Raw genomic sequence first — 22868 nt, forward strand, 5'->3', positions numbered from 1 at the left:
GTTCGCGACGCCCCGCACCATGCCGCAGCGGCTTTGCCGCGGCAACGGCAGGCCGTACCCTGCACGCCATGAACGAAGCGGCCGACCCGGGCGACGACGTGTTGATGCTGGCCTGGGCCAGCGGCGACGTCGCTTCGTTCGAACGGCTGTACGCCCGCCACCGGGGGCCATTGTACCGGTTCCTGCTGCGCCAGCTGCGCGAGCCACCGCTGGCCGACGAGCTGTTCCAGGACATCTGGCAGCGGGTGATCGCGGCGCGTGACGACTGGACACCCGACGCCCTGTTCAGGACGTGGCTGTTCCGCATCGCGCACAACCGGCTCGCCGACCACTGGCGCGCGGCGCGGCACAGGCCACCCGCGCCGGCCGATGGCGACGAACGGGCGGCGCGCCAGCCCGACCCGTCGACGCCGGAGCACGAGTTGTCGGATTTCGAGCAGCGCCGGCGCCTGCAACGCGCGATCGACCGGCTGCCGGACGACCAGCGCAGCGTGGTGCTGTTGCGGCTGGAACAGGAATTGAGCCTGGAGGAGATCGGAGCGGTGACCGGCGTCGGCCGCGAGACCGTGAAGTCGCGGCTGCGCTACGCGATGGACAAGCTGCGCGCGGAGTTGAACCCATGACCTCCCGACCGAACCACCCGCCGCCGACCGATCCACTGACCGCGGAGGAACGCGCCCTCGCCGAGCGCCTGGCCCGCAGCGCGCCCCCGCGCCTGCCGCCGGCATCGGTCGACACGGCGATCCTGCGCGCGGCGCACGCGGCCGCGCAGCCGCCCGCCACGCCGCGACGGCGACCGCGCTGGCCGGCGTTGGTCGGCATCGCCGCGACGCTGGTGCTGGCGATCGGGGTGGCGTGGCAGCTCCGGCCGGTTGGCGAGGCCCCGCAGGCGCAGGGCGAGCACGCGCCGGCGATGGTGCGGGCGCCTGCACCCACGGAGGAGGGGCGCGCGTTCGGAGTGATCGGACCTGGTGATGCCGCCACGGAAGCGGCGCCGCCATCCGACCCGCCCGTTGCGACCGAATCCGCACCGTACGAAGCCCCGGTTGCGCGGCGCGCACCCGTGCCCGCTCCGGAACCCGTTTCCCTGCCCGCTCCGCCCGCGCCTGCAGTCGCGGACGAGCCGGCCGTCGTCCTTGCTCCGCCACCGCCGCCTGCCCCCCCCGCGCCGCCGGCGGCCGCCTCGCCTCCTGCGTCGTCGGCGACCACTGCATCGACCGCCGCCGACCAGCGCCAGCAGGTTGCCCGCAAGGCCGCCGCGTACGAGCAGGCGGCCGCCATGCAGCGCCGCACGCCCCTCGCAGCGGTCCGGCCGGCACCGGCGGTAGCCACCATCACCGTCGCCGACCTGCCGCCCAGCAACGACCCCGGCCTGCCGCCGGACGTCTGGATCGAGCGCATCCGCCAGCGCCGCGACGCCGGCCGGATCGACGACGCCCGGGCCAGCCTCGCCCTGCTGCGCGACGCCCATCCCGACCTCGCCCTGCCCGACGACCTGCGCGCCCTCGCCGCCGACGCGCCGCCCGCGCCATGAGCCTGGACACGCTGCCGCGCGCAGTCCGCCACGAAATCGAGGTCAAGCACAGCCGCTTCCTCGCGATCGCGGGCCCAGCCGACACGCCCGGGACCGCGCTCGCCTTCCTCGCCGCCGTCGCCACGCCCGACGCCACCCACAACTGCTGGGCCTACCGGATCGGCGGGCTGTACCGATCCAGCGACGACGGTGAGCCGGCCGGCACCGCGGGGCGCCCGATCCTCGCCGCGATCGACGGCCAGGGCTTCGACCGCGTCGTGGTCGTGGTCACGCGCTGGTACGGCGGCATCAAGCTCGGCGCCGGCGGGCTGGTCCGCGCCTATGGCGGCTGCGCGGCGGAATGCCTGCGCACGGCCCCGCGCGAGGCGCTGGTCGAGACCCGCGACCTGCACCTGCACTACCCGTTCGAGCACACCGGCGCGGTCCATGCGGCGCTGGCCCAGCACGGCGCGGAGAAGCTCGACGAAGCCTTCGACGCCGACGGCGCGCGCCTGCACCTGCGGCTGCCGGCCGACCGCTGCGACGCGCTGCGCACCCACCTGCGCGACGCCACCCGCGACCAGGTGCGGCTCGACGACGCCTGACTTGACCTGGCGCGGGTGCGGCCGACCACGCCGATGGCGGACAATACGCGGATGAACGACGCCTCCACCGCGCCCGCCAGCGGCGACGACCGCTCCGCCCCGTCCCCCGATGACCGCCGTGCCAGAGCGCCGATCGGCAGCCTGCGCACGCTGTGGCCGTTCGTGCGCCGCCATCGCGGGCTGTTCATCGCCTGGCTGGTGGCGCTGGCCTGCTCCTCGACCGCGACCCTGACCCTGCCGCACGCGTTCCGGATCATGATCGACCAGGGCTTCGCGCAGGGTGGCGGCGGCGCGATCGACCGCGCCTTCATGCTGCTGTTCGTGGTCGCGGTGGCGCTGGCGCTGGCCACCGCGGCGCGCTTCTTCTTCGTCTCGCTGCTGGGCGAGCGCGTGGTCGCCGACCTGCGCCGGCAGCTGTACGCGCACCTGATCTCGCTCGATGCCGACTTCTTCGACCGCAACCGCAGCGGCGAGCTGGTCTCGCGCCTGACCGCCGACGCCGAGCTGCTGCGCGGCGTCATCGCCACCAGCATGTCGGTGGCGCTGCGCAGCACCGTGACCTTCGTCGGCGGGCTGGCGATGCTGTTCGTGACCGCGCCGGCACTGGCCGCCTACGCGCTGCTGGGCATCCCGCTGGCGGTCCTGCCGATCGTGATCGGCGGGCGGCGGCTGCAGAAGATCTCGCGCGCCAGCCAGGACCGCGTGGCCGATGCCAACGCACTGGCCAACGAGACCCTCGGCGCGGTCCGGACCGTGCAGTCGCACGCGCGCGAACCGTACGAGCTGGGCCGCTTCGTCGAGGCGCTGAAGGTCGCCGTCGCCACCGCGCGCCGGCGCATCCAGGCCCAGGCATGGGTCACCGCGATCGCGATCGTGCTGGTGTTCGGCGCGATCACGCTGGTGCTGTGGTCGGGCGCGCACGACGTCGCCGAGGGCCGCATGAGCGCCGGCACGCTGGCGCAGTTCGTGCTGTACGCGCTGATCGCCGGCGGCTCGGTCGGCGCGCTGGCCGAGGTCTGGAACGAATTGCAGCGTGCCGCCGGCGGCATGGGCCGGATCACCGAACTGCTGGTCGAACGGCCCGGCATCGTCGCCCCGGACCGGCCGCAGCCGCTGTCCCGGCCGGTGCGCGGCGAGCTGGCCTTCGAGGACGTGACCTTCCACTACCCGATGCGGCCCGACCTCCCGGCGCTGCAGGACTTCACACTGCACGTGCGGCCCGGCGAGACGGTTGCGCTGGTCGGCCCGTCGGGCGCGGGCAAGAGCACGGTGTTCTCGCTGTTGCTGCGCTTCCACGACCCCGAGACCGGCACCCTGCGGGTCGACGGCCACGACATCCGCACGCTGGACCCGGCCGAGCTGCGTGAATCGGTCGCGCTGGTGCCGCAGCAGGCCGCGATCTTCGCCGCCAGCGCGCGCGACAACATCCGTTACGGCCGGCTGGAGGCGACCGACCCCCAGGTCGATGACGCCGTGCGCGCGGCCCACGCCACCGACTTCATCGACGCGCTGCCGCAGGGCCTGGACACCGAGCTGGGTGAACGCGGCGCGCGCCTGTCAGGCGGCCAGCAGCAGCGCATCGCGATCGCCCGCGCCCTGCTCAAGGACGCGCCGGTCCTGCTGCTGGACGAGGCCACCAGTGCGCTCGACGCGCAGAGCGAACGCGCGGTCCAGCAGGCGCTGGAAACCCTGATGCAGGGCCGCACCACGCTGGTCATCGCGCACCGGCTGGCAACCGTACTCAAGGCCGACCGCATCGTCGTGATGGACCGCGGCCGGATCGTCGCCGAAGGCACCCACGAGCAGCTGCTGGCCGAGGACGGCCTCTACGCGGAGCTGGCGAAGCTGCAGTTCCTCGACTGACGGTCGCGGCATCCGCGGGCGCCTGAGCGCGACGGCCACAGCTACGCCGGCAACGCCCGCGCGATCAGCGCGTCGAACGGCAGGTCGACCGGCAGCGTGCCCATCGCCAGGCCGTGCCCGCCTTCGATCCGGCTGCGGTGGAAGGCGTCGGCGGCCGGGCTGCCGGCTTGCCGTAGCAGCCCCGCCTGCAGGGCAAGTACGAGGTCCTCGACAAAGGCCCGAGCGCCGGCCGGATCGACCGCCCCGCCCTGCAGCGGCCCGCGCAGGCGCGCGAGCGCCACGTGGTCGCCACCGAGCCCGCGCTCCAGCTCCCCCCAAAGCGCAGCGCCGGTGGCCGGCTCCTTCGCCAGCGCGCGCAGCACGTCGAGGCACTGGATGTTGCCGCTGCCCTCCCAGATCGAGTTCAGCGGCGCCTGCCGGTACAGCCGCGCCAGCAGCGACTCCTCCACGTAGCCATTGCCACCCAGGCATTCCTGCGCCTCGTTGACGAAGGCCGGTGCGCGCCGGCACAGCCAGTACTTGCCGATCGCGGTCGCGACCCGGGCGGACGCCGCCTCGGCCGGGTCGCGCGGCGCCGCATCGACCGCGCGCGCCACCCGCATCGCCAGCACCAGCGCGGCCTCGGCCTCGATGGCAAGGTCGGCCAGCACGTTGCGCATCAGCGGCTGGTCGACCAGCGCGCGGCCGAAGGCGTGGCGGTGGCGGCAGTGGTGCACGGCATGGGCCAGCGCCATCCGCATCTGCGCGGCCGCCCCGAGCATGCAGTCGAGCCGGGTCAGCATCACCATCTCGATGATGGTGGCGACGCCGCGTCCCTCCTCGCCGACCCGGTGCGCCAGCGCGCCGTCGAACTCGACCTCCGACGAGGCGTTGGACCAGTCGCCCAGCTTGTCCTTCAGCCGCATGACGCGGTACGCGTTGCGGCGGCCGTCGGGCAGCAGCCGCGGCAGCAGCAGGCAGGTCAACCCGCCGGGCGCCTGCGCCAGCACGAGGAAACCGTCGCTCATCGGCGCCGACATGAACCACTTGTGGCCAACGAGCCGGTACGCACCCCCGCCGTCCGCAGTGGCCGCGGTGGTGTTGGCCCGCACGTCGCTGCCGCCCTGCTTCTCGGTCATGCCCATGCCGAGGGTGACGCCGACCTTGTCGGTGACCGGCACTTCGCGCGGGTCGTAGTGCGGCACGGCGGCCTTGCGCGCCCACTCGGCCAGCGACGGCTCGCGCGCGAGCACCGGCACCGCGGCGTGGGTCATCGTCAACGGGCAGCTGGTGCCCGGTTCGACCTGGTGGTGCAGGTAGCTCAGTGCGGCGCGGGCGACGTGGGCGCCGGGGCGCGGTTGGTGCCAGGACAGGCCGGCGACGCCGTGGCCAATCGCCGCCTCCATCAACGCGTGGTAGGCGGGGTGGAACTCGACCCGGTCGATGCGGTGGCCGTGGCGGTCGTGCGTGCGCAACCGCGGGTGGTCGCGGTGGGCGTCGAACGACAGCGCGTACAGCGTGTCCCCGGCCAGCCGCGCGTAGCCGGCGACCTCCTCGCGGTAGCCGTCGCCGCCCTCTCGGGCGAGCGCCTCGCGCAGCACGGCGTCGTCGGCCCACAGGTCGCGCGGGGCGAACTCCGGCGGCTGGTTCTCGACCCGATGCGTCTGGCAGGAAGGCTGCGTGTCCATCGTCGCTCCGGCGCATGGCTGGGCTTCGAATCTAGCGCGCCACCGGCGGCGCGGCCATCCGCCCGCCCACGAAAAAGCCCCGCCGGAGCGGGGCTTTTTCTTCCATCCCGACGCCGGGTTACTCGGCGGCCGTGATGTTGGACGCCTGCGCGCCCTTCGGGCCCTGGGTCAGCTCGTAGCTGACGCGCTGGCCTTCCTGCAGGCTGCGGAAGCCCTTGGCGTTGATCGCCGAAAAATGCGCGAACACATCCGCGCTGCCGTCCTCGGGCGAGATGAAGCCGAAGCCCTTCGCGTCGTTGAACCACTTCACAGTGCCGTGTTGCATAACCTTGATGACCTCATGCTGGATTCGGGGCGCCCGTTGCGGGGGAACAACCCGGGCGCGGGCCGAGTATGCAAACTGAACGGCGGCTTGACAATCGCGTGGCGCCGGTCAATCCGCAGTTTCGCGCGACAGCAGTGCGGACAGCAGCCGTGGCAGCCCCGACGACGCCGCGGCGACGTTGTCGAGCACGTCCTGCAGGGTGATCACCTCGTCCGGGTCCGGCCCGGCGCCGGCGGCCCAGTTGGCGACGATGGCGAGGCAGGCATAGTCCAGCCCCATTTCGCGGGCGAGCCCGGCCTCGGGCATGCCGGTCATGCCGACGAGGTCGCAGCCGTCGCGGCGCATCCGCGCGATCTCGGCGCGGGTCTCAAGCCGCGGGCCCTGGGTCGCGCCGTAGCAGCCGCCGTCGACCAGCGCGACGCCGGCCCCGGCCGCCGCATCGACCACCGCCGACCGCAGGGCACGGGTGTAGGGCTCGCCGAAATCGACGTGCACGACCTCGCTGCCCGGCTCCTCGCAGATCGTCGAGATGCGGCCCCAGGTGTAGTCGATCAGCTGGTCCGGGCAGGCCAGCACGCGCGGACCGAAGCGCCCGGTGATGCCGCCGACGGTATTGAGCGCCAGCACCCGGCGCGCACCGAGCGCCTGCAGCGCGGCGAGGTTGGCGCGGTAGTTGATCTGGTGCGGCGGCAGCGAGTGGCCCTCCCCGTGGCGGGCGAGGAAGGCGACGCGGCGGCCGTCGAGCAGGCCCACCCGTACCGGACCGGACGGCGCCCCGTAGCGGGTGACCGGCTGGTGGGCCTCGGCGTCCTGCAGTTCGGCCAGCTGGTACAGGCCGGTGCCGCCGATGACGGCAAGGTCGATGGTCCCGTCCATGCTCACTCCTTCAGCGCGTAGATCGCCGGCAGGTTGCGGCCCTGCTCGTGGTAGTCCATGCCGTAGCCGAACACGTAGCGGTCCGGTACTTCGACACCGACGTAATCGGCGCAGACGCCTTCGACGCAGCGGTCATGCACCTTCACCGCCAGCGCGGCGATGCGCACGTCGGCGGCGCCCTGCTCGCGGCACCAGGCGACGATGCCGGCCATGGTGTGGCCCTCGTCGAGGATGTCGTCGACCAGCAGCACCCGCCGGCCCTGCAGCGGCGTCGCCGGACGGTGCTTCCAGACCAGCTCGCCGCCCGAGGTGGCGCCGCGGTAGCGGGTCGCGTGCAGGTAGTCGAACTCGAGGTCCAGCCCGCGCTCGCCCAGCGCGAACGCCAGTTGCGCGGCGAACGGCATGCCGCCGTGCATCACGGTCAGGTACAGCGGCACGCTGCCGGCGTAGTCGTCGCCGATGCGTTCGGCCATGCGCGCGATCGCCGCATCGAGCGTGGCGCGGTCATGGATGACTTCGGAATTGGCCAGCGCGGCCTGCAGGTCGCTCATCAGGCCAGTCCCTCCAGCCGGCCACGGGTGTCGCCGTAGCGGGCGTCGGCGAGCAGGCCGTCCCAGCCCATCGGGCCGCGGCCGATCAGGCCCAGCAGCGCGGCGGTGTTGAGGTCGCGCCCCTCGACCGCCTTCAGCGATTCCTCGACCAGCTCCGGATGGCAGACCAGCACCACATCGCAGCCGGCGTCCAGGTGCTGGTCGACGCGCTGCTTGATGCCGCCGGCCGAGAACGCCGCGGCCATGCCGATGTCGTCGCTGAACACCACGCCGCGGAAACCCATCTCCCGGCGCAGGATGTCCTCGATCCAGACCTTCGAGTAGCCGGCCGGCTCCGGCGCGACCCCGGGGTAGACGACATGCGCCATCATCACCGCGTCGGCCTTGGCGTCGATGCCGGCGGTAAACGGGACCAGGTCGAGCGCGCGGATCTCGTCCAGTGGGCGCGGGTCGACCGCGTCGTCGAAATGGGTGTCCTCCAGCACCGAGCCGTGGCCCGGGAAGTGCTTGAGCGTCGCAGCCATGCCCGCCGCGTGCATGCCGCGGACGTAGGCGCGGGTGAACTCGGCGACCACCTGCGGGTCCCCGGAGAACGCGCGGTTGCCGATCGCCCGGTTGCCGCGGCCGAGGTCGACCACCGGCGCGAAACTCAGGTCGACGCCGCTGGCGCGGACCTCGCTGGCCATCAGCCAGGCGTGCTGCTCGGCCGTTTCGAGGGCCGCGGCCGGATCGCTCCGGTACTGCGCGTCGAACACCTCCAGCGGCGGCAGCGCGCTGTAGCCCTCGCGGAAGCGCTGGACCCGGCCGCCCTCCTGGTCGACGCATACCAGCTGCGGACGCGGCGCGGCTTCGCGGATCGCCTGCGACAGCTCGGCGACCTGCGCCTTCGAGGCGAAGTTGCGGGTGAACAGGATCACGCCGGCGCAGGCATCGTGCTGCAGCCAGTCGCGCTCCTGCGCGGTGAGTTCGGTACCGGCGACGCCGATCACGAGCATGGGTGGACTCCGGTGGAGGCGCGGAAACAGGCCGGCATTGTCGCGCAGATGGTGCGCGGGTGGCGTGTGGGGGGCCGGGCCGGTTTCCGTAGGAGCGACGTGGGTCGCGACCCGCCGAACCCCTGAGGCGATGTACAGGTCGCGACTCACGTCGCTCCTACAAGGGACCAGCCGGGGTTACCGCTCGTCCATGCTCCAACGCGCATACGGCCGCGTCGCCAGCGCGAGGTTGTAGTAGCGCGGCTCGTCGGTGACCTCCGCGCCCAGCCACGCCGGCTTAGCGAACGCCTCGTCGGCACTGCCCAGTTCGATCTCGGCCACCACCAGCCCGGCGTTGTCGCCGAGGAACTCGTCGACTTCCCACAGGTGGCCCTCGTGGCGGACGTAGTGGCGCCGCTTGTCGACCAGCCCGCCGACGCACAGCGCCAGCAGCGCGCGCGCATCGTCGACCGGGACCGGGTAGTCGAACTCCTGCCGGGTGTGGCCAAGCTCACGCGACTTGAGGTTGAGGAAGGCGTCGTCGCCGGCAATGCGCACCCGCACCGAGGCCTTCATCGCGCCAGTGTCCATGGCGGCCAGATCGTTGAGGTAGCCCTGCGCCATCGGCACGACCTCGTGCGCGGCCGCGCGCCAGGCGTCGGAGGTGACCAGGAACTTGCGTTCGATTTCGAGTGCCATGGTTCGTTCGCCTCAGCGCGGCTCGAACACCGCGATCGACTCCACGTGCGCGGTGTGCGGGAACATGTCCATCACCCCGGCGGCCTTGAGCTTCCAGCCCTTCCCGTTGACCAGGTAGCCCGCATCGCGCGCCAGCGACGCCGGGTGGCAACTGACATACACGATGCGGCGGAACTGCTTCAGCGGGAGCTGGGTCAGCAAGAAATCGGCGCCCGAGCGCGGCGGGTCGAGCAGCAGCGTGTCGAAGCCCTCGCGCATCCATGGCTGGTCGCTCAGGTCCTTGCCGAGGTCGGCCGCATGGAACTGCGCGTTGGCGATGCCGTTGTGGGCGGCGTTCTCGCGCGCACGCGCCACCAGCCCGGCCTCGCCCTCCACGCCAACGACCTCGCGCACCGAGCGCGCCAGCGGCAGGGTGAAGTTGCCCAGGCCGCAGAACAGGTCGAGCACGCGGTCCTCGGGCCGGACGTCGAGCAGGTCCAGCGCCAGCCGGATCATGCGGCCGTTGAGGCCGGCGTTGACCTGGATGAAGTCGAGCGGGCGGAACAGGAACTCGATGTCCCACGGCGGCAGGGTGAACGCCAGCCGCGGCGCCTCCGGCCACAGCGGGTGCACGCTGTCGACGCCGCCGGGCTGCAGGAAGATCGCGAAGCCGTGCTCGCGGCCGAATGCGACCAGCGCGGCGCGATCGGCCTCCGACAGCGGCGCGAGGTGGCGGAAGGTCAGCGCGACGCCGCCGAAGTCCTCGGCCGGGTCACCGGCGATGAACTCGATCTGCGGGATCTCGCGTCGGGCCTCCAGCCCGTCGACCAGCCGGCCGAGCGCCTCGACCTTCCGCCCGATCTGCGGGATCACGGTGTGGCAGGCCGCGATGTCGGCGACGAAGCGCGGGTCGGTCTCGCGGAAGCCGACCAGGGTCTTGTCCTTCTTCTCCACCCGGCGAACCGAGAACCGCCCCTTGCGACGGTAGCCCCACGCCGCGTCGACCAGCGGCGGCAGCACCGCCTGCGGCTTCACGTGGCCGATCCGCTCGAGGTTTTCCAGCAGCACGCGCTGCTTGGCGTGGATCTGCTTCTCTTCGTCGTAGTGCTGCAGGGCGCAGCCGCCGCAGGTGCCGAAATGCTCGCAGCGCGGCTCCACGCGCTCCGGCGCGGCCTGCAGCACCTCGACCGTGCGCGCCTCGTCATAGCTGCGGTGGCGGCCGGTCTGCACCGCCATCACCCGCTCGCCGGGCAGCGCACCGGCGATGAAGACGGCCTTGCCGGCCTCGCCCGGGGCCTTCGACGGACGGCGGGCGACGCCGCGGCCGTCGTGGGTCAGGTCGGTGATTTCGGCTTCAAACGGGGTCTTGTCGATGCGGGCCACGTGTCGCGGGGTCTCGGCGGTACAGGGGAACCGCGCATTGTCGCAGACCGTGGCGCCGACCGTGGCCCGTGCGGCCGGCTACTTCTGCTTCCAGCTCCCGCCGCTCTGGTACCACCAGCCGCTGCGGGCGCTGGCGATCCATTGGCGGGCGAAGACCTCGCGGATCTGGCCCTCCCACTCCGGGTGGCCGTTGGCGACGGCGATCTCGCGGTAGACCGCCTTGCGGTCACGGTTATCGTCGGCCACCGCCTGCTGGATCTTCACCCGGTCCTTGAGCGGCAGCTTGGAGGCGTCGCGCACGACGATGGTGCCGTCGCCGGCAAAACCCAGCGCGCCGGCGTCGAAGCCCGCGCGCAGGGTCGAGTCGAACCGCGCCGACATCCGCGCCTGGATCGCCTGGATCGCCGGGGTCTTGATGTTGATGTCCGGCGACTGCGCGTGCGCGCTGCCGATGCCGACCAGCGCGTACAGGTCGACCCGCGACGCCAGCTCGCGCAGCGAGACCGGCTCCAGCATCGCGCTCGGGCCGCCGTTGCCGTCCTCCGGCGCCGGCGGCGGCGCCTCGTCGCCGATGACGTCCTCGACGAACCGGCGCGCGGCTTCCTTCGCCTCCGCCGCGGGGAAGTACACGTTGATCGTGACGCAGGCCGTGACCATCACGGCGGCGACCGGAACACCCATCCAACGGCGCATGGCGACTCTCCTCGTTGCGGAACCTGAAATTGTGCCCGGCGTCAGTCGACCACCGGCGCCACGTCGCCGGAGCCCACCGCCGCCAGCCGCTCGACCAGCGTCGGCCAGTCGACCCGGCGGTTGTAGCCGACCACGGTCAGCCGCGGCAGGCCGGAGCCGCGGACGATAATAAAACCCTCGCCCACTGAACCCAGTCCGTCCATCGTGCAGACCTCGTCGGCCAGTGTGCAGCCGATGCCGATGCGCGAATAGCCGAAGTCGTCGAAGAACCCGATCAGCTGCGCCTGCAGGCTGCCGACGAACGAGGCGTTGCCGACGCTGGTGAGATCCTGCACGGCACGCTGGCTGATGCGCTGGCGCACGCCCGGGTGGCGGTCGGTCCGCAACCGGGCGTTGAACGCCACCGGCTGCCAGTTGACCAGCCGCAGGTCGGCGATCCGGCCGTCGAGCTTGCCGCTGATACTGCCGAAATCGAACGCGCCGGTCAGTGCCAGCAGGTCGATGTCGTCGAACGCGATGTCGGCCGACAGCGTCGGCAGCACGCCGAACGGGCGCTCCATCGACAGCTGGCCGACCGAGACCTCGCCGCCGAACAGTTGCATGGACAGGCCGCCGTCGAACTCGACCCGGTCGTTGGCATAGCGCGCCTCGGGGATGGTGCCGCTGAGCTCGCCGGTGAACTCCGGCCAGCCGAGTGCGTCCGACAGCTGCGCCACGTCCAGGCCGTCGAGCGCGAGGCCGAAGCGCAGGTCGGTGGCCTGCCCGGCCGACGGCGGTCGCAGTTGCATGTGGTCGACCCGCAGCGTGCCGCCGAGCACCGGGACCTTGACCGGCGCCGACAGCGCCAGCGCCCCACCCGCGCTGCGGAACGACAGCCCGGCCGGACCCAGCGCCAGTCCGTACACCGCCCCGCCCTCCCAGCGCAGCGCGCTTTCGACCGGCACGCCGGCCGAGAACCGCACGTCGCCGTCGACCCCGCGAAAGGCGAAGCGGCCGCGCGCGTCATCGAAGTCCGCGTCGTGCAGTTGCAGCAGCGCCTGCTGCAGCTCGCCGTCGCGCAGCGCCACGTGGGCGTCGGCGGCGCCGGTCATCGCCATGTCGGACAGGCCGGCCAGCCCGAGCCAGCCGCCGAGGTAGGCGCCCGCGAGCGGCGCGAGGTCGGGGCTGCGCAGCTGCATGTCCAGCGCCCGCAGGGCCGCGTCGGCGCCGAACGCCGCGCTGCCTTTGGCTTCGAGGATGCCGCGGTCGTTCCAGGCGATGCGCGGCAGGCGCCATCCGTCGTCGTCGCCCACCGCCTCGACCCGGACCTCGACCGGGCGCTGCTGCAACGACACGTAGGTCGTCCCGAACAGCATCTCGCCACCCTGCAGCTGCCCGTCCACCGCCACCCGGGTCGGCGTGTCGAACAGCGCGTCGACGTCCAGCCGGGCGCCGATGCCTTCGCCGGCGATGCTGCCATCGGGCGTGTCGAAGCCGGCACCACGGACCGCGACCGGCCCGGTGATCCGCAGCGGCTGGTCGGCCGGCGCGACGATGGACAACGCCGCATCGGCGCGTCCGCCGGTGATGCGACCCTCGCTCCAGGCCTTCGCGAGCACGGCCTGGGTCCACGCCAGAGGGATGTCGACCAGGTTGATCCGGGTCAGGTCCGGCGTCACCGGATCACGCCGCAGGTCCACCCGGCTGTGCCCCTGCGACAGCGACCCCTCGATCGCCCCTGACGCGAACGAAACGGCCAGCTGCATGACCTCGCCGCGGCCACGCAGCGGCCCGGCGCACCGCCAGTCGTCGCCGTCGCGCCGCAGCGCGCACTGCCAGTCGAGCTGGCGGAAGTCGTAGCCCAGCGAGGGCGCCTGCATCCGATCCGCGCGGAGCCGCAATTCACCGTGCGCGGCACCCGCCGGCCAGTGCAGGTCGACCCGCACCCCGTCGAGCGTGGCGACCGCGCTGGTGACGCGCTCGATCCGCGCCGTCGCCGAGCGCGCCGCGGCCCCGCCCGGCCAGCACAGGCCGCCTAGCAGGGTGCAGGCGCACAACAGCGTTAAGATCGGACGGAACATCGCGGCAGCATACCCAGCGCGGGATCGCCCGCCGATGAAGCGCGTGCCGCCGCGCCAGCCACACGGGACCCCGGGGAATCGCCGTGAACGACACGTCCACACCTGCCGCCCTGCCACGGATCCTGCTGGTCGAGGACGACCCCACCAGCCGCGCCTTCCTCGCCGCCGCGGCCGCCGGCACACCGGCCCGGGTGGACGAGGCCGACGGCGTCGCGACCGCATTGGCGCTGAGTGGTACGACGCGCCACGACCTGTGGCTGGTCGACGCCAACCTGCCCGACGGCAGCGGCGCGGCGTTGCTCCAGCAACTGCGGGCGAGCCACGCCGGCGTGGCCGCGATCGCGCACACCGCCTGCACCGAGCCGGCCACCACCGACGCGTTGCGTGCGGCCGGGTTCGACGACGTGCTGGTAAAGCCGTTGCCGGCGACTGCCGTGCAGGCCGCGATCCGCGCACGGATCGGCAGTGTTGCGGCCGCTCCCACCACCCGTCCGGTCTGGGACGACGCCGCCGCGGCCGCGGCACTGAACGGCAACATGACCCACGTGCAGACCTTGCGCGCACTGTTCGCAGACGACCTGCCCAACACGCAGGCGCGCGTGCAGTCGGCGGCCTCGCGCGGCGACGTGGCCGGGATGCAGGCGGAACTGCACAAACTCCGTGCCAGCTGCGGTTTCGTCGGCGCGGGCCGACTGGGGGACGCCGTGGCGGCACTGCAGGACGCAACGGATGACCCCGGGCGGATCGCCGCGTTCGAGTCGGCGGCGGTCGAAACAGTTGCCACGTGGAAGTACCGGCCGGTCGAGTGACCCGTCCGCGGTGTCGCGGTCAGCCGGGCCCGCGCACTGCCGCCGGCAGCCCTGCCAGCATCTCCCACGACTTCAAACCGCGCGGCCCCAGGTGGTGGGCGAGCACGCCGCGCATCACCCGCCGCAGACCGGGTAGATCGTCCGTCGCCGGCATCCGGTCGGCCGCGAGGTCGAGCAGTGCGCGCCCGGTCGCGGCACCGCTGCGGTCAGCCTGCCCGCGGTCGCTGAGCAGCCGCCGCGGGCCGTGCTCGGGGTCGACCCGGTAGCGCGCCGCCGGGTCGACCGGCTCGCCGTCACCGTCGCAGCTCCAGTCGAAGCCGAAGCCCAGCGCGTCGAGCAGGTCGCGCTCGAACCGCCGCAGCGTCCAGCCCAGCGGCTCAGCTGCGCGCAGCCGCTCGCGGGTGATCGCGTAGGCACCGAACAGTTCCTGCTGCGGGTCGCCGCGCGGGGTCAGCCGCAGCGTCAGCTCGTTGAGGTAGAAGGCGCTGAGCATCGCGTCGCCGGCCAGTCGCGGCGCCACGTCGACCGCCTCGGCCGACCTCAACTGCGCCAGTTCACCGGTCTGCACCGCCTCCAGCCGGATCGACTGCAGCGGCTGCAACGCGGCGCGCAACGGATGCCGCTTCGCCCCCTGCACCCCGCGCGCGACCAGTCCGAGCCGGCCGTGGTTGAGGCTCAGCACCTCGACCAGCAGGCTGGTCTCGCGCCACGCGCGCGCGTGCAGGACGAAGGCGGGTTCGGCGGTGATGCGCACCGGCAGCGGCCGCGGTCAGTCGTGGTAGCCGAACGCCCGCAGCGCAGCCTCGTCGTCGGACCAGCCCTCGCGCACGCGCACCCAGGTCTCCAGGAACACCTTGGCGCCGAACAGCTGCTCCATCTGCTGACGCGCCTTGGCGCCGATCTCGCGCAGGCGTTCGCCGCCCTTGCCGATCACGATCGCCTTCTGGCCGTCGCGCTCGACCCAGATCACCGCGCCGATCCGCAGCAGCGCACCGTCGACCACGAAGCGCTCGATCTCGACCGTGGTCGCGTACGGCAACTCCTCGCCGAGCTGGCGCATCAACTGCTCGCGCACCAGTTCGCCGGCGAGGAAGCGCTGGCTCTTGTCGGTGATCTCGTCCTCGGCGTACAGCGGCGCCTGCTCCGGCAGCAGCGCCAGCACGTCATTCACCAGCGGCTCCAGCCCCTTGCGCTTGAGCGCGGACACCGGATGCACCGCGGCGAACTCGCGCCCCTCGCTGACCTGCGCGAGGTACGGCAGCAGCGCGGTCTTGTCCTTGAGCCTGTCGACCTGGTTGACCACCAGTACCACCGGCACCTTGGCCTGGCGCAACGCCTGGTAGGCGAACGTGTCGGCCTCGTCCCACTGGCCGGCGCGCACCACCAGCATCGCCGCGTCGACACCTTCCAGCGAGCCGCGGGCGGCGCGGTTCATCCAGCGGTGCATCGCGGTTGCGGTCGATTTGCCCTGGTCGCGGTGCAACCCGGGGGTGTCGACCAGCAGGATCTGGCCCTGCGGGAAGCTGGCGATGCCGAGCAGGCGATGGCGGGTGGTCTGCGGCCGCGGCGAGACGATGCTGACCTTGGCCCCGACCAGTGCGTTGGTCAGGGTCGACTTGCCGACGTTGGGGCGGCCGATGACGGCGACGTGGCCGGCGCGTTGGGGGGTATCCATGCGGGGGATTGTAAGCCCCGCTCAGGCCGCCCCGATCACTCCGAGCGCGGCTTCCGCGGCGGCCTGCTCGGCGGCGCGGCGCGAGCCGCCCTCTCCTTCGGTGACCAGCGCCGGTTGCGCCAGCGTGCAGCTGACCCGGAAGGTCTTGGCGTGGTCCTCCCCGGATTCGGCGACCAGCTGGTAGACCGGCAGCGGCTTCTGCCGGCCCTGCAGCCATTCCTGCAGACGCGTCTTGGCGTCCTTGCCGACCTTGTGCGGCGGGGGCAGCGCATCCATCGCGGCCTCGAACCACGGCATCACGACGGTACGGCAGACTTCGAAGCCGGCATCGAGGTAGATCGCCGCGACCACCGCTTCCAGCGCGTCGGCCAGGATCGAGTCGCGCCGGTGGCCGCCGGACTTCATCTCGCCGGGGCCGAGCGTCAGCAGGCCGCCAAGCTCGAGTTCGCGCGCGATCGGTGCCAATGCGGACTCGCGGACGAGCTCCGCCCGGGCGCGGGTCAGCGCGCCTTCGTCGGCCTTCGGCCAGCGGGTGTACAGCGCCTCGGCGACGAACAGGTTGACCAGCGCGTCGCCGAGGAATTCCAGCCGTTCGTTGTGCGGTGCGCCCGCGCTGCGGTGGGTCAGCGCCTGTGCCAGCAGCCCGGGCTGGACAAAGGAATGGGAGATCCGCACGGCCGGCCGTCAGTTCGCGCCGCGGCGCAGTTCCTGCTCGGTGTTGAACTTGCCGACCACGTCGAGGTTGGCGATCAGCGGCTTGCGGACCTCGTAGTTCACCGTCATCAGGTAGCCGGCGTCCTTGCGGGCGATCTTCACGTTGGCCGGCTTCACGTTCTCGGCGTAGCTGATGTACAGCCGGCGGAAGAACAGGTCCTGGATCTCGGCCGGGCTCTTGTTGACGATCTCCGGCTCCTTCGACAGCCCTTCAAGCGCCTGCCGGACCGCGTAGTACTCGGAATACATCGGGATCACCTTCATCCCGGTGTAGATGAACACGCCGGCGACGGCCAGCACGATGATGAACCCGATGAGGGTCATGCCACCTTGGTTACGCTTCATCCGCTTTCCCCTGGGACTCGATGCCGGCTGCGATGATGCCGCAAACCGGGTGTTATTGGATGCTCTCGCCGATCCGGGAGAAGTCGACCCCCCCGTCGATATGCATCCAGATCAGGAACGCCTTGCCGCGCAGGTTCCGCTCCGGCAGGAAGCCCCAGTATCGGCTGTCCTCGCTGTTGTCGCGGTTGTCGCCCATCACGAAATAGTGACCGGCCGGCACCACCCACTCGCCCTGGCCGGGGTCGACGAACGGCAGCGAGCTGCGCTCCAGCACCCGGTGCGGGCGGCCCGGCAACTGCTCGACCAGTTCCTCGGCGCCGGTCATCTCGATACCGCTGTCGACGCCCTGGTAGGTGCCGAGCGACTCGTAGGCCACCGGCTCGCCGTTGACGTGCACCTGGTTGTCGAAATAGGCGATGCGGTCACCCGGCAGGCCGATCACGCGCTTGATCCAGTCCTGGTCCGGATGGTGCGGCGGGCGGAACACCACCACGTCGCCGCGCTCGGGCTCGCCGATGTCGACGAACTTGGTGTTGGTGATGGGCAGCCGCAGCCCGTAGGCGAACTTGTTGACCAGGATGAAGTCGCCGGTCAGCAGGGTCGGCATCATCGAGTTGGACGGGATGCGGAACGGCTCGGCGACGAAGCTGCGCAGCACCAGCACCACCAGCAGCACCGGGAAGAACGCCTTGGAGTAGTCGACATACCAGGGCTCCTCGCCGTCCTCCAGCAGCCCGGCGCGGGCGCTGCGGCGCTTGGCCAGGACCAGTTTGTCGAGCAGCCAGACCAGGCCGGTGACCAGGGTCAGCACCACCAGGGCGATTTCAAACCAGCGCATGCGGCTTCCTTATTTGTTGTCGACCTGCAGGACCGCGAGGAACGCTTCCTGCGGGATTTCGACGCTGCCGACCTGCTTCATCCGCTTCTTGCCGGCCTTCTGCTTTTCGAGCAGCTTCTTCTTGCGCGAGATGTCGCCACCGTAACACTTGGCCAGCACGTTCTTGCGCATCGCCTTGACCGTGGAGCGGGCGATGATCTGCGAGCCGATCGCGGCCTGGATGGCGACGTCGAACATCTGCCGCGGGATCAGCTCGCGCATCCGCTCGGTCAGGTCGCGGCCGCGGCGGTCGGCGTGCGAGCGGTGGGTGATGATGCTGAGCGCGTCGACCTTGTCGCCGTTGATCAGCGTGTCCACCCGCACGAACGGACCGGCCTGGAAGCGCAGGAAGTGGTAGTCCAGCGAGGCGTAGCCCCGCGACACCGACTTGAGCCGGTCGAAGAAGTCCAGCACCACCTCGGCCATCGGCAGTTCGTAGCTGATCTGCACCTGCTGGCCCATGTAGGTGATGCCGATCTGGGTGCCGCGTTTCTCCTCGCACAGGGTGATCACGTTGCCGACGTAGTCCGGCGGCGTGAGGATGTTGGCGCGGATGATCGGCTCGCGGACCTCCTCGACCAGGTTGCTCTGCGGCAGCTTGGCCGGGTTGTCGAGCGAGACCACTTCGCCGTCGGTCTTCAGCACCTCGTAGACCACGGTCGGGGCGGTGGTGATGAGATTGAGGTCGTACTCGCGTTCCAGCCGCTCCTGCACGATCTCCATGTGCAGCATGCCGAGGAAGCCGCAGCGGAAGCCGAAGCCCATCGCCTCGGAGGACTCCGGCTCGAAGCGCAGCGCGGCGTCGTTGAGGCGCAGTTTCTCCAGCGCCTCGCGCAGGTCGGGGTAGTCCTCGGCGTCGACCGGGAACAGGCCGGCGAACACGCGCGGCTGCATCTCCTGGAAGCCCGGCAGCGGCTTGGGCGCCGGGTCGGCGGCCAGGGTGAGGGTGTCGCCGACCGGCGCGCCGTGCACGTCCTTGATGCTGGCGTTGATCCAGCCGACCTCGCCCGCGCCGAGCTTTGCCAGCTCCTTGCGCTTGGGGGTGAACACGCCGACGTTGTCGACCTGGTGGGTGCGGCCGGTCGACATGACCAGGATCTTGTCGCCGGGCTTGATCTCGCCCTGCATGACGCGCACCAGCGACACCACGCCGAGGTAGTTGTCGAACCACGAGTCGATGATCAGCGCCTGCAGCTTGTCGGTGTCACGCGGTTTGGGCGGCGGGATGCGGGTGACGATCGCCTCCAGCACGTCCTGCACGTTGAGACCGGTCTTGGCGCTGACCGCGACCGCGTCGGACGCATCGATGCCGATCACCGCCTCGATCTCGGCCTTGGCACGGTCGATGTCGGCGGTCGGCAGGTCGATCTTGTTGAGCACCGGTACCACTTCCAGCCCCTGCTCCACCGCGGTGTAGCAGTTGGCGACCGACTGCGCCTCGACGCCCTGGGCGGCGTCGACCACCAGCAGCGCGCCCTCGCAGGCCGCCAGCGAGCGGCTGACCTCGTAGCTGAAGTCGACGTGGCCCGGGGTGTCGATGAAGTTGAGGTAATAGGTCTGGCCGTCGCGCGCGGTGTACGGCAGCGACACGGACTGCGACTTGATGGTGATGCCGCGCTCGCGCTCGATCGGGTTGTTGTCGAGCACCTGCGCTTCCATCTCGCGCTCGGTCAGGCCGCCGCACAGGTGGATGATGCGGTCGGCCAGCGTCGACTTGCCGTGGTCGACGTGGGCGATGATGGAGAAATTGCGGATCTGCTGCATGCGGGGCGGCGGGCTCGGGCCGGGTCAAGTTAACGCGCGATTATCGCACAGCGGATGGCCGGCCCTGACGGCCCCGGGGCAATCCCGGAGCCGCCCCGCCACCGCCTCAGTCGGCCGGCGCGGTTACCGCCACGAACTGGCTGGAACCCTCGCGCGAGACCAGCAGCATCACCGTGTCGCCGGGCTTCACACCGGACAGCGCGCGGTTGAACGCCGCCGGGCTGGACACCGTGTCGCGCCCGACCTGCAGCACCACGTCACCGGGGCGCACGCCGCTCTCGCGGGTGATCTCCGGGTCGACCGCGGCCAGCAGCACGCCTTCCTGCCCCGCCACGCCGAGGCGCTGGCGGGTACCGGCATCGAGTTCGCGCGCGGTCATGCCCAGCGCGTTGGCGCCGGACGGTGCCTCGCTGGCACCGCGGCCATCGTCCGTCGCGGCCCGGGCGATGCCGCCGCGGGCGCTTTCGGCACCCACCACCAGGTCCAGCCGCCTGGTGTCGCCGTCGCGCAGCACTTCGACCGTCGCCTTGCTGCCCGGCGCCACCGCGCCGACGATCGGCGGCAGGTCGCTGGCGTCGTTGATGCGGGTGCCGTTGAAGGCGCGAATCACGTCCATGCGGCGGATCCCGGCCTTTTCGGCGGCACTGCCGGGCTGCACGTTGGAGACGATCGCGCCGCGACTGTCGGGCAGGCCCATCGCCTTCACCATCTCCGGACTGATCGCCTGGATGTTGACGCCGAGCATCCCGCGGCGCACCTCGCCGGTCTCCTTGATCTGCTCGACCGCGTTCATCGCCAGGTCGATCGGGATCGCGAAGCTGACGCCCATGTAGCCGCCGGAGTTGCTGAAGATCTGCGAGTTGATGCCGACCACCTCGCCCGAGGTGTTGAGCAGCGGGCCGCCGGAGTTGCCGCGGTTGATCGCCACGTCGGTCTGGATGAACGGCACGTACTGCTGGCCGGCGTACGGGTTGGAGCGGCCGACCGCGCTGACGATGCCGGCGGTGACCGAGTGGTCGAGCCCGAACGGCGAGCCGATCGCGACCACCCATTGCCCCGGCTGCAACCCGCTGGACTGGCCGGCACGCAGCCAGCGCAGGTCGTCGGCGTCGATCTTGAGCAGGGCGACGTCGTACTGCTCGTCGCTGCCGACCACCTCGGCCTTGAACTCGCGGCGGTCCGACAGGGTCACGGTGACCTCGTCGGCACCGTTGATGACGTGGTGGTTGGTCAGCACGTAGCCGTCGTCGGAAATGATGAAACCGCTGCCCAGCGACGTGCCGCCACCACGCGGGCCATCCGGCACGCCCGGCATCGGCATGCCGAACCGGCGCAGGAAGTCCTCGAACCCCGGCGGCATCTGCGAACGCGGGTCGCGCTCCGGCGGCGCGATCCGGGCGCTGATGTTGACCACCGCCGGCCCGACCCGCTCGACCAGCCGGGTGAAGTCCGGCAGGCCGGTCACGATCGGCGCGGCGGTCGGCGGGGTCACCGCCTGCGAGGACGCCGCGGCCGCGACGGTCGGCGATTGCTGGGCGGTGCAGGCAACGGGCATGGCCGCGGCAAGCACGCCGAGCAGGGCAATGGAGCGGATCGGTCGGTTCATGGAATCGGCCTCATGGATTGCGAGGGGAAGGTGGTGCCGGCGCCACGCCCGCACGCCGGATGCGGTGGCCGGCGTGCGCGCCCGCCGGCGGCCCGGGCGCTCAGCGACGCGGCCAGTTGCTGGCGTCGTCGGCGCTGGACATCCCGGCGTCGAGCTGTTCGGGTTCAAAGGGATAGAACGACGGCGACGGCGTGTCGCCGAAGCTGGCGGTGAAGGCGTCGCGCGGGTCGTCCCGCAGGGTCGCGCGCGGCCACGGGCGGGTGACGATCTCGCCCTGCGGCAGGAACGGCCAGAGGGTGTCGGCGTCGCTGCCGGCCGGCGCGGCCGCGGCGAGCGCGGCCTGCGGGTCGAGCGGCTGCGGGTCGAGGGCTTCGCGGATGGTCGCACTGGTGGCGGCCGCGGCCCGGGCGCGGCGCTCGGCGATGCGGCGCGGCGTTTCCACGACGGCGACCGCGGTCCCGGCCAGGGCAATGGCGGCGGAAGGCGATTGCGCGGGGGACTCCATCGGCGCCGGCATCGCATCGGCGGGCGCCTGGTCCGGGGCGGCGTCGGGCGCGGCGGCCACCAGTGATGGCATCGCCCCCGTGGAATCGTCCGCCGGAACAGTCGCTGGGGCAGCGGCCAGCGGCGTCGCCGGCAGCGCGTCCGGCCCCGGCGCGACTGTCGGCCGGCTCACGAACAGCGCTGCCAGCGCGACCGATGCGGCCAGCGCCGCACCGCCGGCCCAGCGGCGACGGCTGCGCGTGCCGACGCGGGCACCGGTCCCCACGCCAATCCCGCCGCCCGCGATCGCGGCGGCGCCGGCGACCGGCACCTCGTCCAGCGCCGCGGCCACGCGTTCGGCGAAGCCGGCCGGCGCCATCACCGTCGCCCGGCCCCGCAGCACGTCGCCGGCCAGCTGCCAGCGGCCACAAGCCTCGCGCCAGTCGCGGTCGTGATCCAGCCGCTTCAACGCGAACCGCGCGGCATCGCCGTGCAGTTCGCCGTCGAACAGCGCGCTCAGGGATTCGCGCTCGTTGTCGTGGTGGGAAGGATTCGACATCACTGGTTCCGCTCCCGGCTGTTGTGCTCGGCGTCCGCGTGATCACCGGGATCGAGCAGCGGGCGCAATTCGTTGTCGATCGCCTCGCGCGCCCGGAAGATCCGGGACCGCACCGTGCCGATCGGGCACCCCATCCGCTGGGCGATCTCCTCGTAACTCAGCCCTTCGGCCTCGCGCATGCTGATGGCGTCGCGCAGCTCCCCGGGCAGCCCTTCGACCACGCGCATCACCGTTTGTTCCACCTGCCGGCGCATGAGCTCGCGCTCGGGGGTGTCGGTGTCGCGCAGGCGGGTGGCGGTGTCGAACTGCTCGGCGTCGCCGACGTCGATGTCGTCGGTCGGCGGGCGGCGGTTCTGGGCGACGAGGTGGTTCTTGGCGGTGTTCACTGCGATCCGGTGCAACCATGTGTAGAACTGCGCGTCGCCGCGGAAGTTCGGCAGCGCCCGGTAGGCGCGCACGAAGGTGTCCTGGGCCACGTCCTGGCATTCGCTCCAGTCGGCGACGTAGCGCCCGATCAACCCGATGATGCGGTGCTGGTACTTGCGCACCAGTGCATCGAACGCGGTGCTGTCGCCTCGCTGCGCACGCCGGACCAGCGCCTGGTCCAACTCCTGGTCCAACCTGTTCTCGGCCATCTCGCGCGCCGGCGCTCCTGTCAGCTCGGCCATGGCCGAACAATGGGACAACCCTGTCGGGGAAAAGTTCACGAGAGCAAGGATTGGGGCGCCCGCCGGTGCCCGCAACCGCCGGGAGTCACCCGCCACCGCGCGCCTGCCCGACGCGACGCCCGTCATTTGACGCCCGCCGAACAACCTCGGGATGATAGCGGCTTGACCCATACCTGAACG

Annotated in this window: 23 protein-coding genes; 5 read left to right on the forward strand and 18 right to left on the reverse strand. The window is 71.8% G+C overall.

The window, feature by feature from the left end:
- The first annotated feature begins 68 nt into the window (after positions 1 to 68).
- The 4 genes from N799_RS01670 to N799_RS01685 are packed head-to-tail and all read left to right on the forward strand — an operon-like array spanning position 69 to position 3981.
- Positions 69 to 623 (forward strand): RNA polymerase sigma factor, encoded by a 555-nt coding sequence (locus N799_RS01670; protein ID WP_036206950.1) that lies wholly within the window; start codon positions 69 to 71, stop codon positions 621 to 623.
- A complete protein-coding gene (locus N799_RS01675) occupies positions 620 to 1534 on the forward strand; it encodes a hypothetical protein (RefSeq protein WP_036206951.1) in 915 nt (304 codons plus the stop codon). Before N799_RS01670 ends, N799_RS01675 begins: the two co-directional genes overlap by 4 nt.
- A complete protein-coding gene (locus tag N799_RS01680; RefSeq protein WP_036206953.1) occupies positions 1531 to 2118 on the forward strand; it encodes an IMPACT family protein in 588 nt (195 codons plus the stop codon). The genes N799_RS01675 and N799_RS01680 overlap by 4 nt, the downstream gene beginning before the upstream one ends.
- 51 nt (positions 2119 to 2169) lie before the next feature.
- Positions 2170 to 3981, forward strand: a complete 1812-nt coding sequence (locus tag N799_RS01685; RefSeq protein ID WP_036207255.1) for an ABC transporter transmembrane domain-containing protein — start codon at positions 2170 to 2172, stop codon at positions 3979 to 3981.
- Positions 3982 to 4022: 41 nt separating this feature from the next.
- On the opposite strand, the gene N799_RS01690 is transcribed toward N799_RS01685, so the two are convergent.
- The 9 genes from N799_RS01690 to N799_RS14245 form a co-directional block, all read right to left on the reverse strand.
- Positions 4023 to 5648, reverse strand: a complete 1626-nt coding sequence (locus tag N799_RS01690) for an acyl-CoA dehydrogenase family protein (RefSeq protein ID WP_036206956.1) — start codon at positions 5646 to 5648, stop codon at positions 4023 to 4025.
- 118 nt (positions 5649 to 5766) lie between these two features.
- Entirely contained in the window at positions 5767 to 5973 is a 207-nt protein-coding gene (locus tag N799_RS01695; protein ID WP_036206959.1) for a cold-shock protein, read from the reverse strand.
- A 108-nt stretch (positions 5974 to 6081) separates the two neighbouring features.
- Complete coding sequence (locus tag N799_RS01700; protein ID WP_036206963.1) at positions 6082 to 6849, reverse strand: S-methyl-5'-thioinosine phosphorylase; 768 nt, start codon at positions 6847 to 6849, stop codon at positions 6082 to 6084.
- 2 nt (positions 6850 to 6851) lie between these two features.
- Positions 6852 to 7400: a hypoxanthine-guanine phosphoribosyltransferase gene (locus N799_RS01705; RefSeq protein WP_036206966.1), complete on the reverse strand. Its 549-nt coding sequence runs from the start codon at positions 7398 to 7400 to the stop codon at positions 6852 to 6854.
- Positions 7400 to 8395, reverse strand: coding sequence for a beta-N-acetylhexosaminidase (nagZ, locus tag N799_RS01710; protein WP_036206970.1), 996 nt, complete (start codon positions 8393 to 8395; stop codon positions 7400 to 7402). The genes N799_RS01705 and nagZ overlap by 1 nt, the downstream gene beginning before the upstream one ends.
- 177 nt (positions 8396 to 8572) lie before the next feature.
- Positions 8573 to 9073 (reverse strand): CYTH domain-containing protein, encoded by a 501-nt coding sequence (locus N799_RS01715; protein WP_036206972.1) that lies wholly within the window; start codon positions 9071 to 9073, stop codon positions 8573 to 8575.
- 12 nt (positions 9074 to 9085) lie between these two features.
- Positions 9086 to 10435 carry a 23S rRNA (uracil(1939)-C(5))-methyltransferase RlmD gene (gene rlmD / locus N799_RS01720; protein WP_036206976.1) on the reverse strand — a complete coding sequence of 450 codons (1350 nt, stop codon included), beginning with the start codon at positions 10433 to 10435 and terminating at the stop codon, positions 9086 to 9088.
- 78 nt (positions 10436 to 10513) lie between these two features.
- The gene (locus tag N799_RS01725; RefSeq protein WP_036206979.1) at positions 10514 to 11128 is read right to left on the reverse strand and encodes a YdbL family probable chaperone protein; all 615 of its coding nucleotides are present in this window, start codon (positions 11126 to 11128) and stop codon (positions 10514 to 10516) included.
- Between the two features lie 41 nt (positions 11129 to 11169).
- On the reverse strand, positions 11170 to 13188 hold the full coding sequence (locus N799_RS14245; protein WP_052100970.1) for a hypothetical protein: 2019 nt from the start codon (positions 13186 to 13188) through the stop codon (positions 11170 to 11172).
- An 83-nt stretch (positions 13189 to 13271) separates the two neighbouring features.
- On the opposite strand from N799_RS14245, the gene N799_RS01735 reads away from it, so the two are divergent.
- Positions 13272 to 13997 (forward strand): response regulator, encoded by a 726-nt coding sequence (locus tag N799_RS01735; RefSeq protein ID WP_036206981.1) that lies wholly within the window; start codon positions 13272 to 13274, stop codon positions 13995 to 13997.
- A 19-nt stretch (positions 13998 to 14016) separates the two neighbouring features.
- Here N799_RS01735 and recO read toward each other — a convergent pair whose 3' ends face one another.
- The 9 genes from recO to rpoE form a co-directional block, all read right to left on the reverse strand.
- Positions 14017 to 14751: a DNA repair protein RecO gene (gene recO / locus N799_RS01740; protein ID WP_036206983.1), complete on the reverse strand. Its 735-nt coding sequence runs from the start codon at positions 14749 to 14751 to the stop codon at positions 14017 to 14019.
- Positions 14752 to 14766: 15 nt separating this feature from the next.
- Entirely contained in the window at positions 14767 to 15672 is a 906-nt protein-coding gene (gene era, locus N799_RS01745) for a GTPase Era (RefSeq protein ID WP_036206985.1), read from the reverse strand.
- A gap of 21 nt (positions 15673 to 15693) precedes the next feature.
- Positions 15694 to 16347, reverse strand: a complete 654-nt coding sequence (gene rnc, locus N799_RS01750) for a ribonuclease III (RefSeq protein ID WP_036206988.1) — start codon at positions 16345 to 16347, stop codon at positions 15694 to 15696.
- Between the two features lie 9 nt (positions 16348 to 16356).
- Positions 16357 to 16731 carry a DUF4845 domain-containing protein gene (locus tag N799_RS01755; RefSeq protein WP_036206991.1) on the reverse strand — a complete coding sequence of 125 codons (375 nt, stop codon included), beginning with the start codon at positions 16729 to 16731 and terminating at the stop codon, positions 16357 to 16359.
- A gap of 52 nt (positions 16732 to 16783) precedes the next feature.
- Positions 16784 to 17569 (reverse strand): signal peptidase I, encoded by a 786-nt coding sequence (gene lepB / locus N799_RS01760; RefSeq protein ID WP_036206994.1) that lies wholly within the window; start codon positions 17567 to 17569, stop codon positions 16784 to 16786.
- Positions 17570 to 17578: 9 nt separating this feature from the next.
- Entirely contained in the window at positions 17579 to 19372 is a 1794-nt protein-coding gene (gene lepA / locus N799_RS01765) for a translation elongation factor 4 (RefSeq protein ID WP_036206997.1), read from the reverse strand.
- Positions 19373 to 19478: 106 nt separating this feature from the next.
- A complete protein-coding gene (locus N799_RS01770) occupies positions 19479 to 20978 on the reverse strand; it encodes a DegQ family serine endoprotease (RefSeq protein ID WP_036207000.1) in 1500 nt (499 codons plus the stop codon).
- A 100-nt stretch (positions 20979 to 21078) separates the two neighbouring features.
- Positions 21079 to 22020, reverse strand: coding sequence for a sigma-E factor negative regulatory protein (locus tag N799_RS14250; protein WP_052100973.1), 942 nt, complete (start codon positions 22018 to 22020; stop codon positions 21079 to 21081).
- A complete protein-coding gene (rpoE, locus tag N799_RS01780; RefSeq protein WP_036207261.1) occupies positions 22020 to 22655 on the reverse strand; it encodes an RNA polymerase sigma factor RpoE in 636 nt (211 codons plus the stop codon). The genes N799_RS14250 and rpoE overlap by 1 nt, the downstream gene beginning before the upstream one ends.
- Between the last annotated feature and the right edge of the window lie 213 nt (positions 22656 to 22868).

This window comes from Lysobacter arseniciresistens ZS79 (assembly GCF_000768335.1).
GTDB lineage: Bacteria > Pseudomonadota > Gammaproteobacteria > Xanthomonadales > Xanthomonadaceae > Novilysobacter > Novilysobacter arseniciresistens.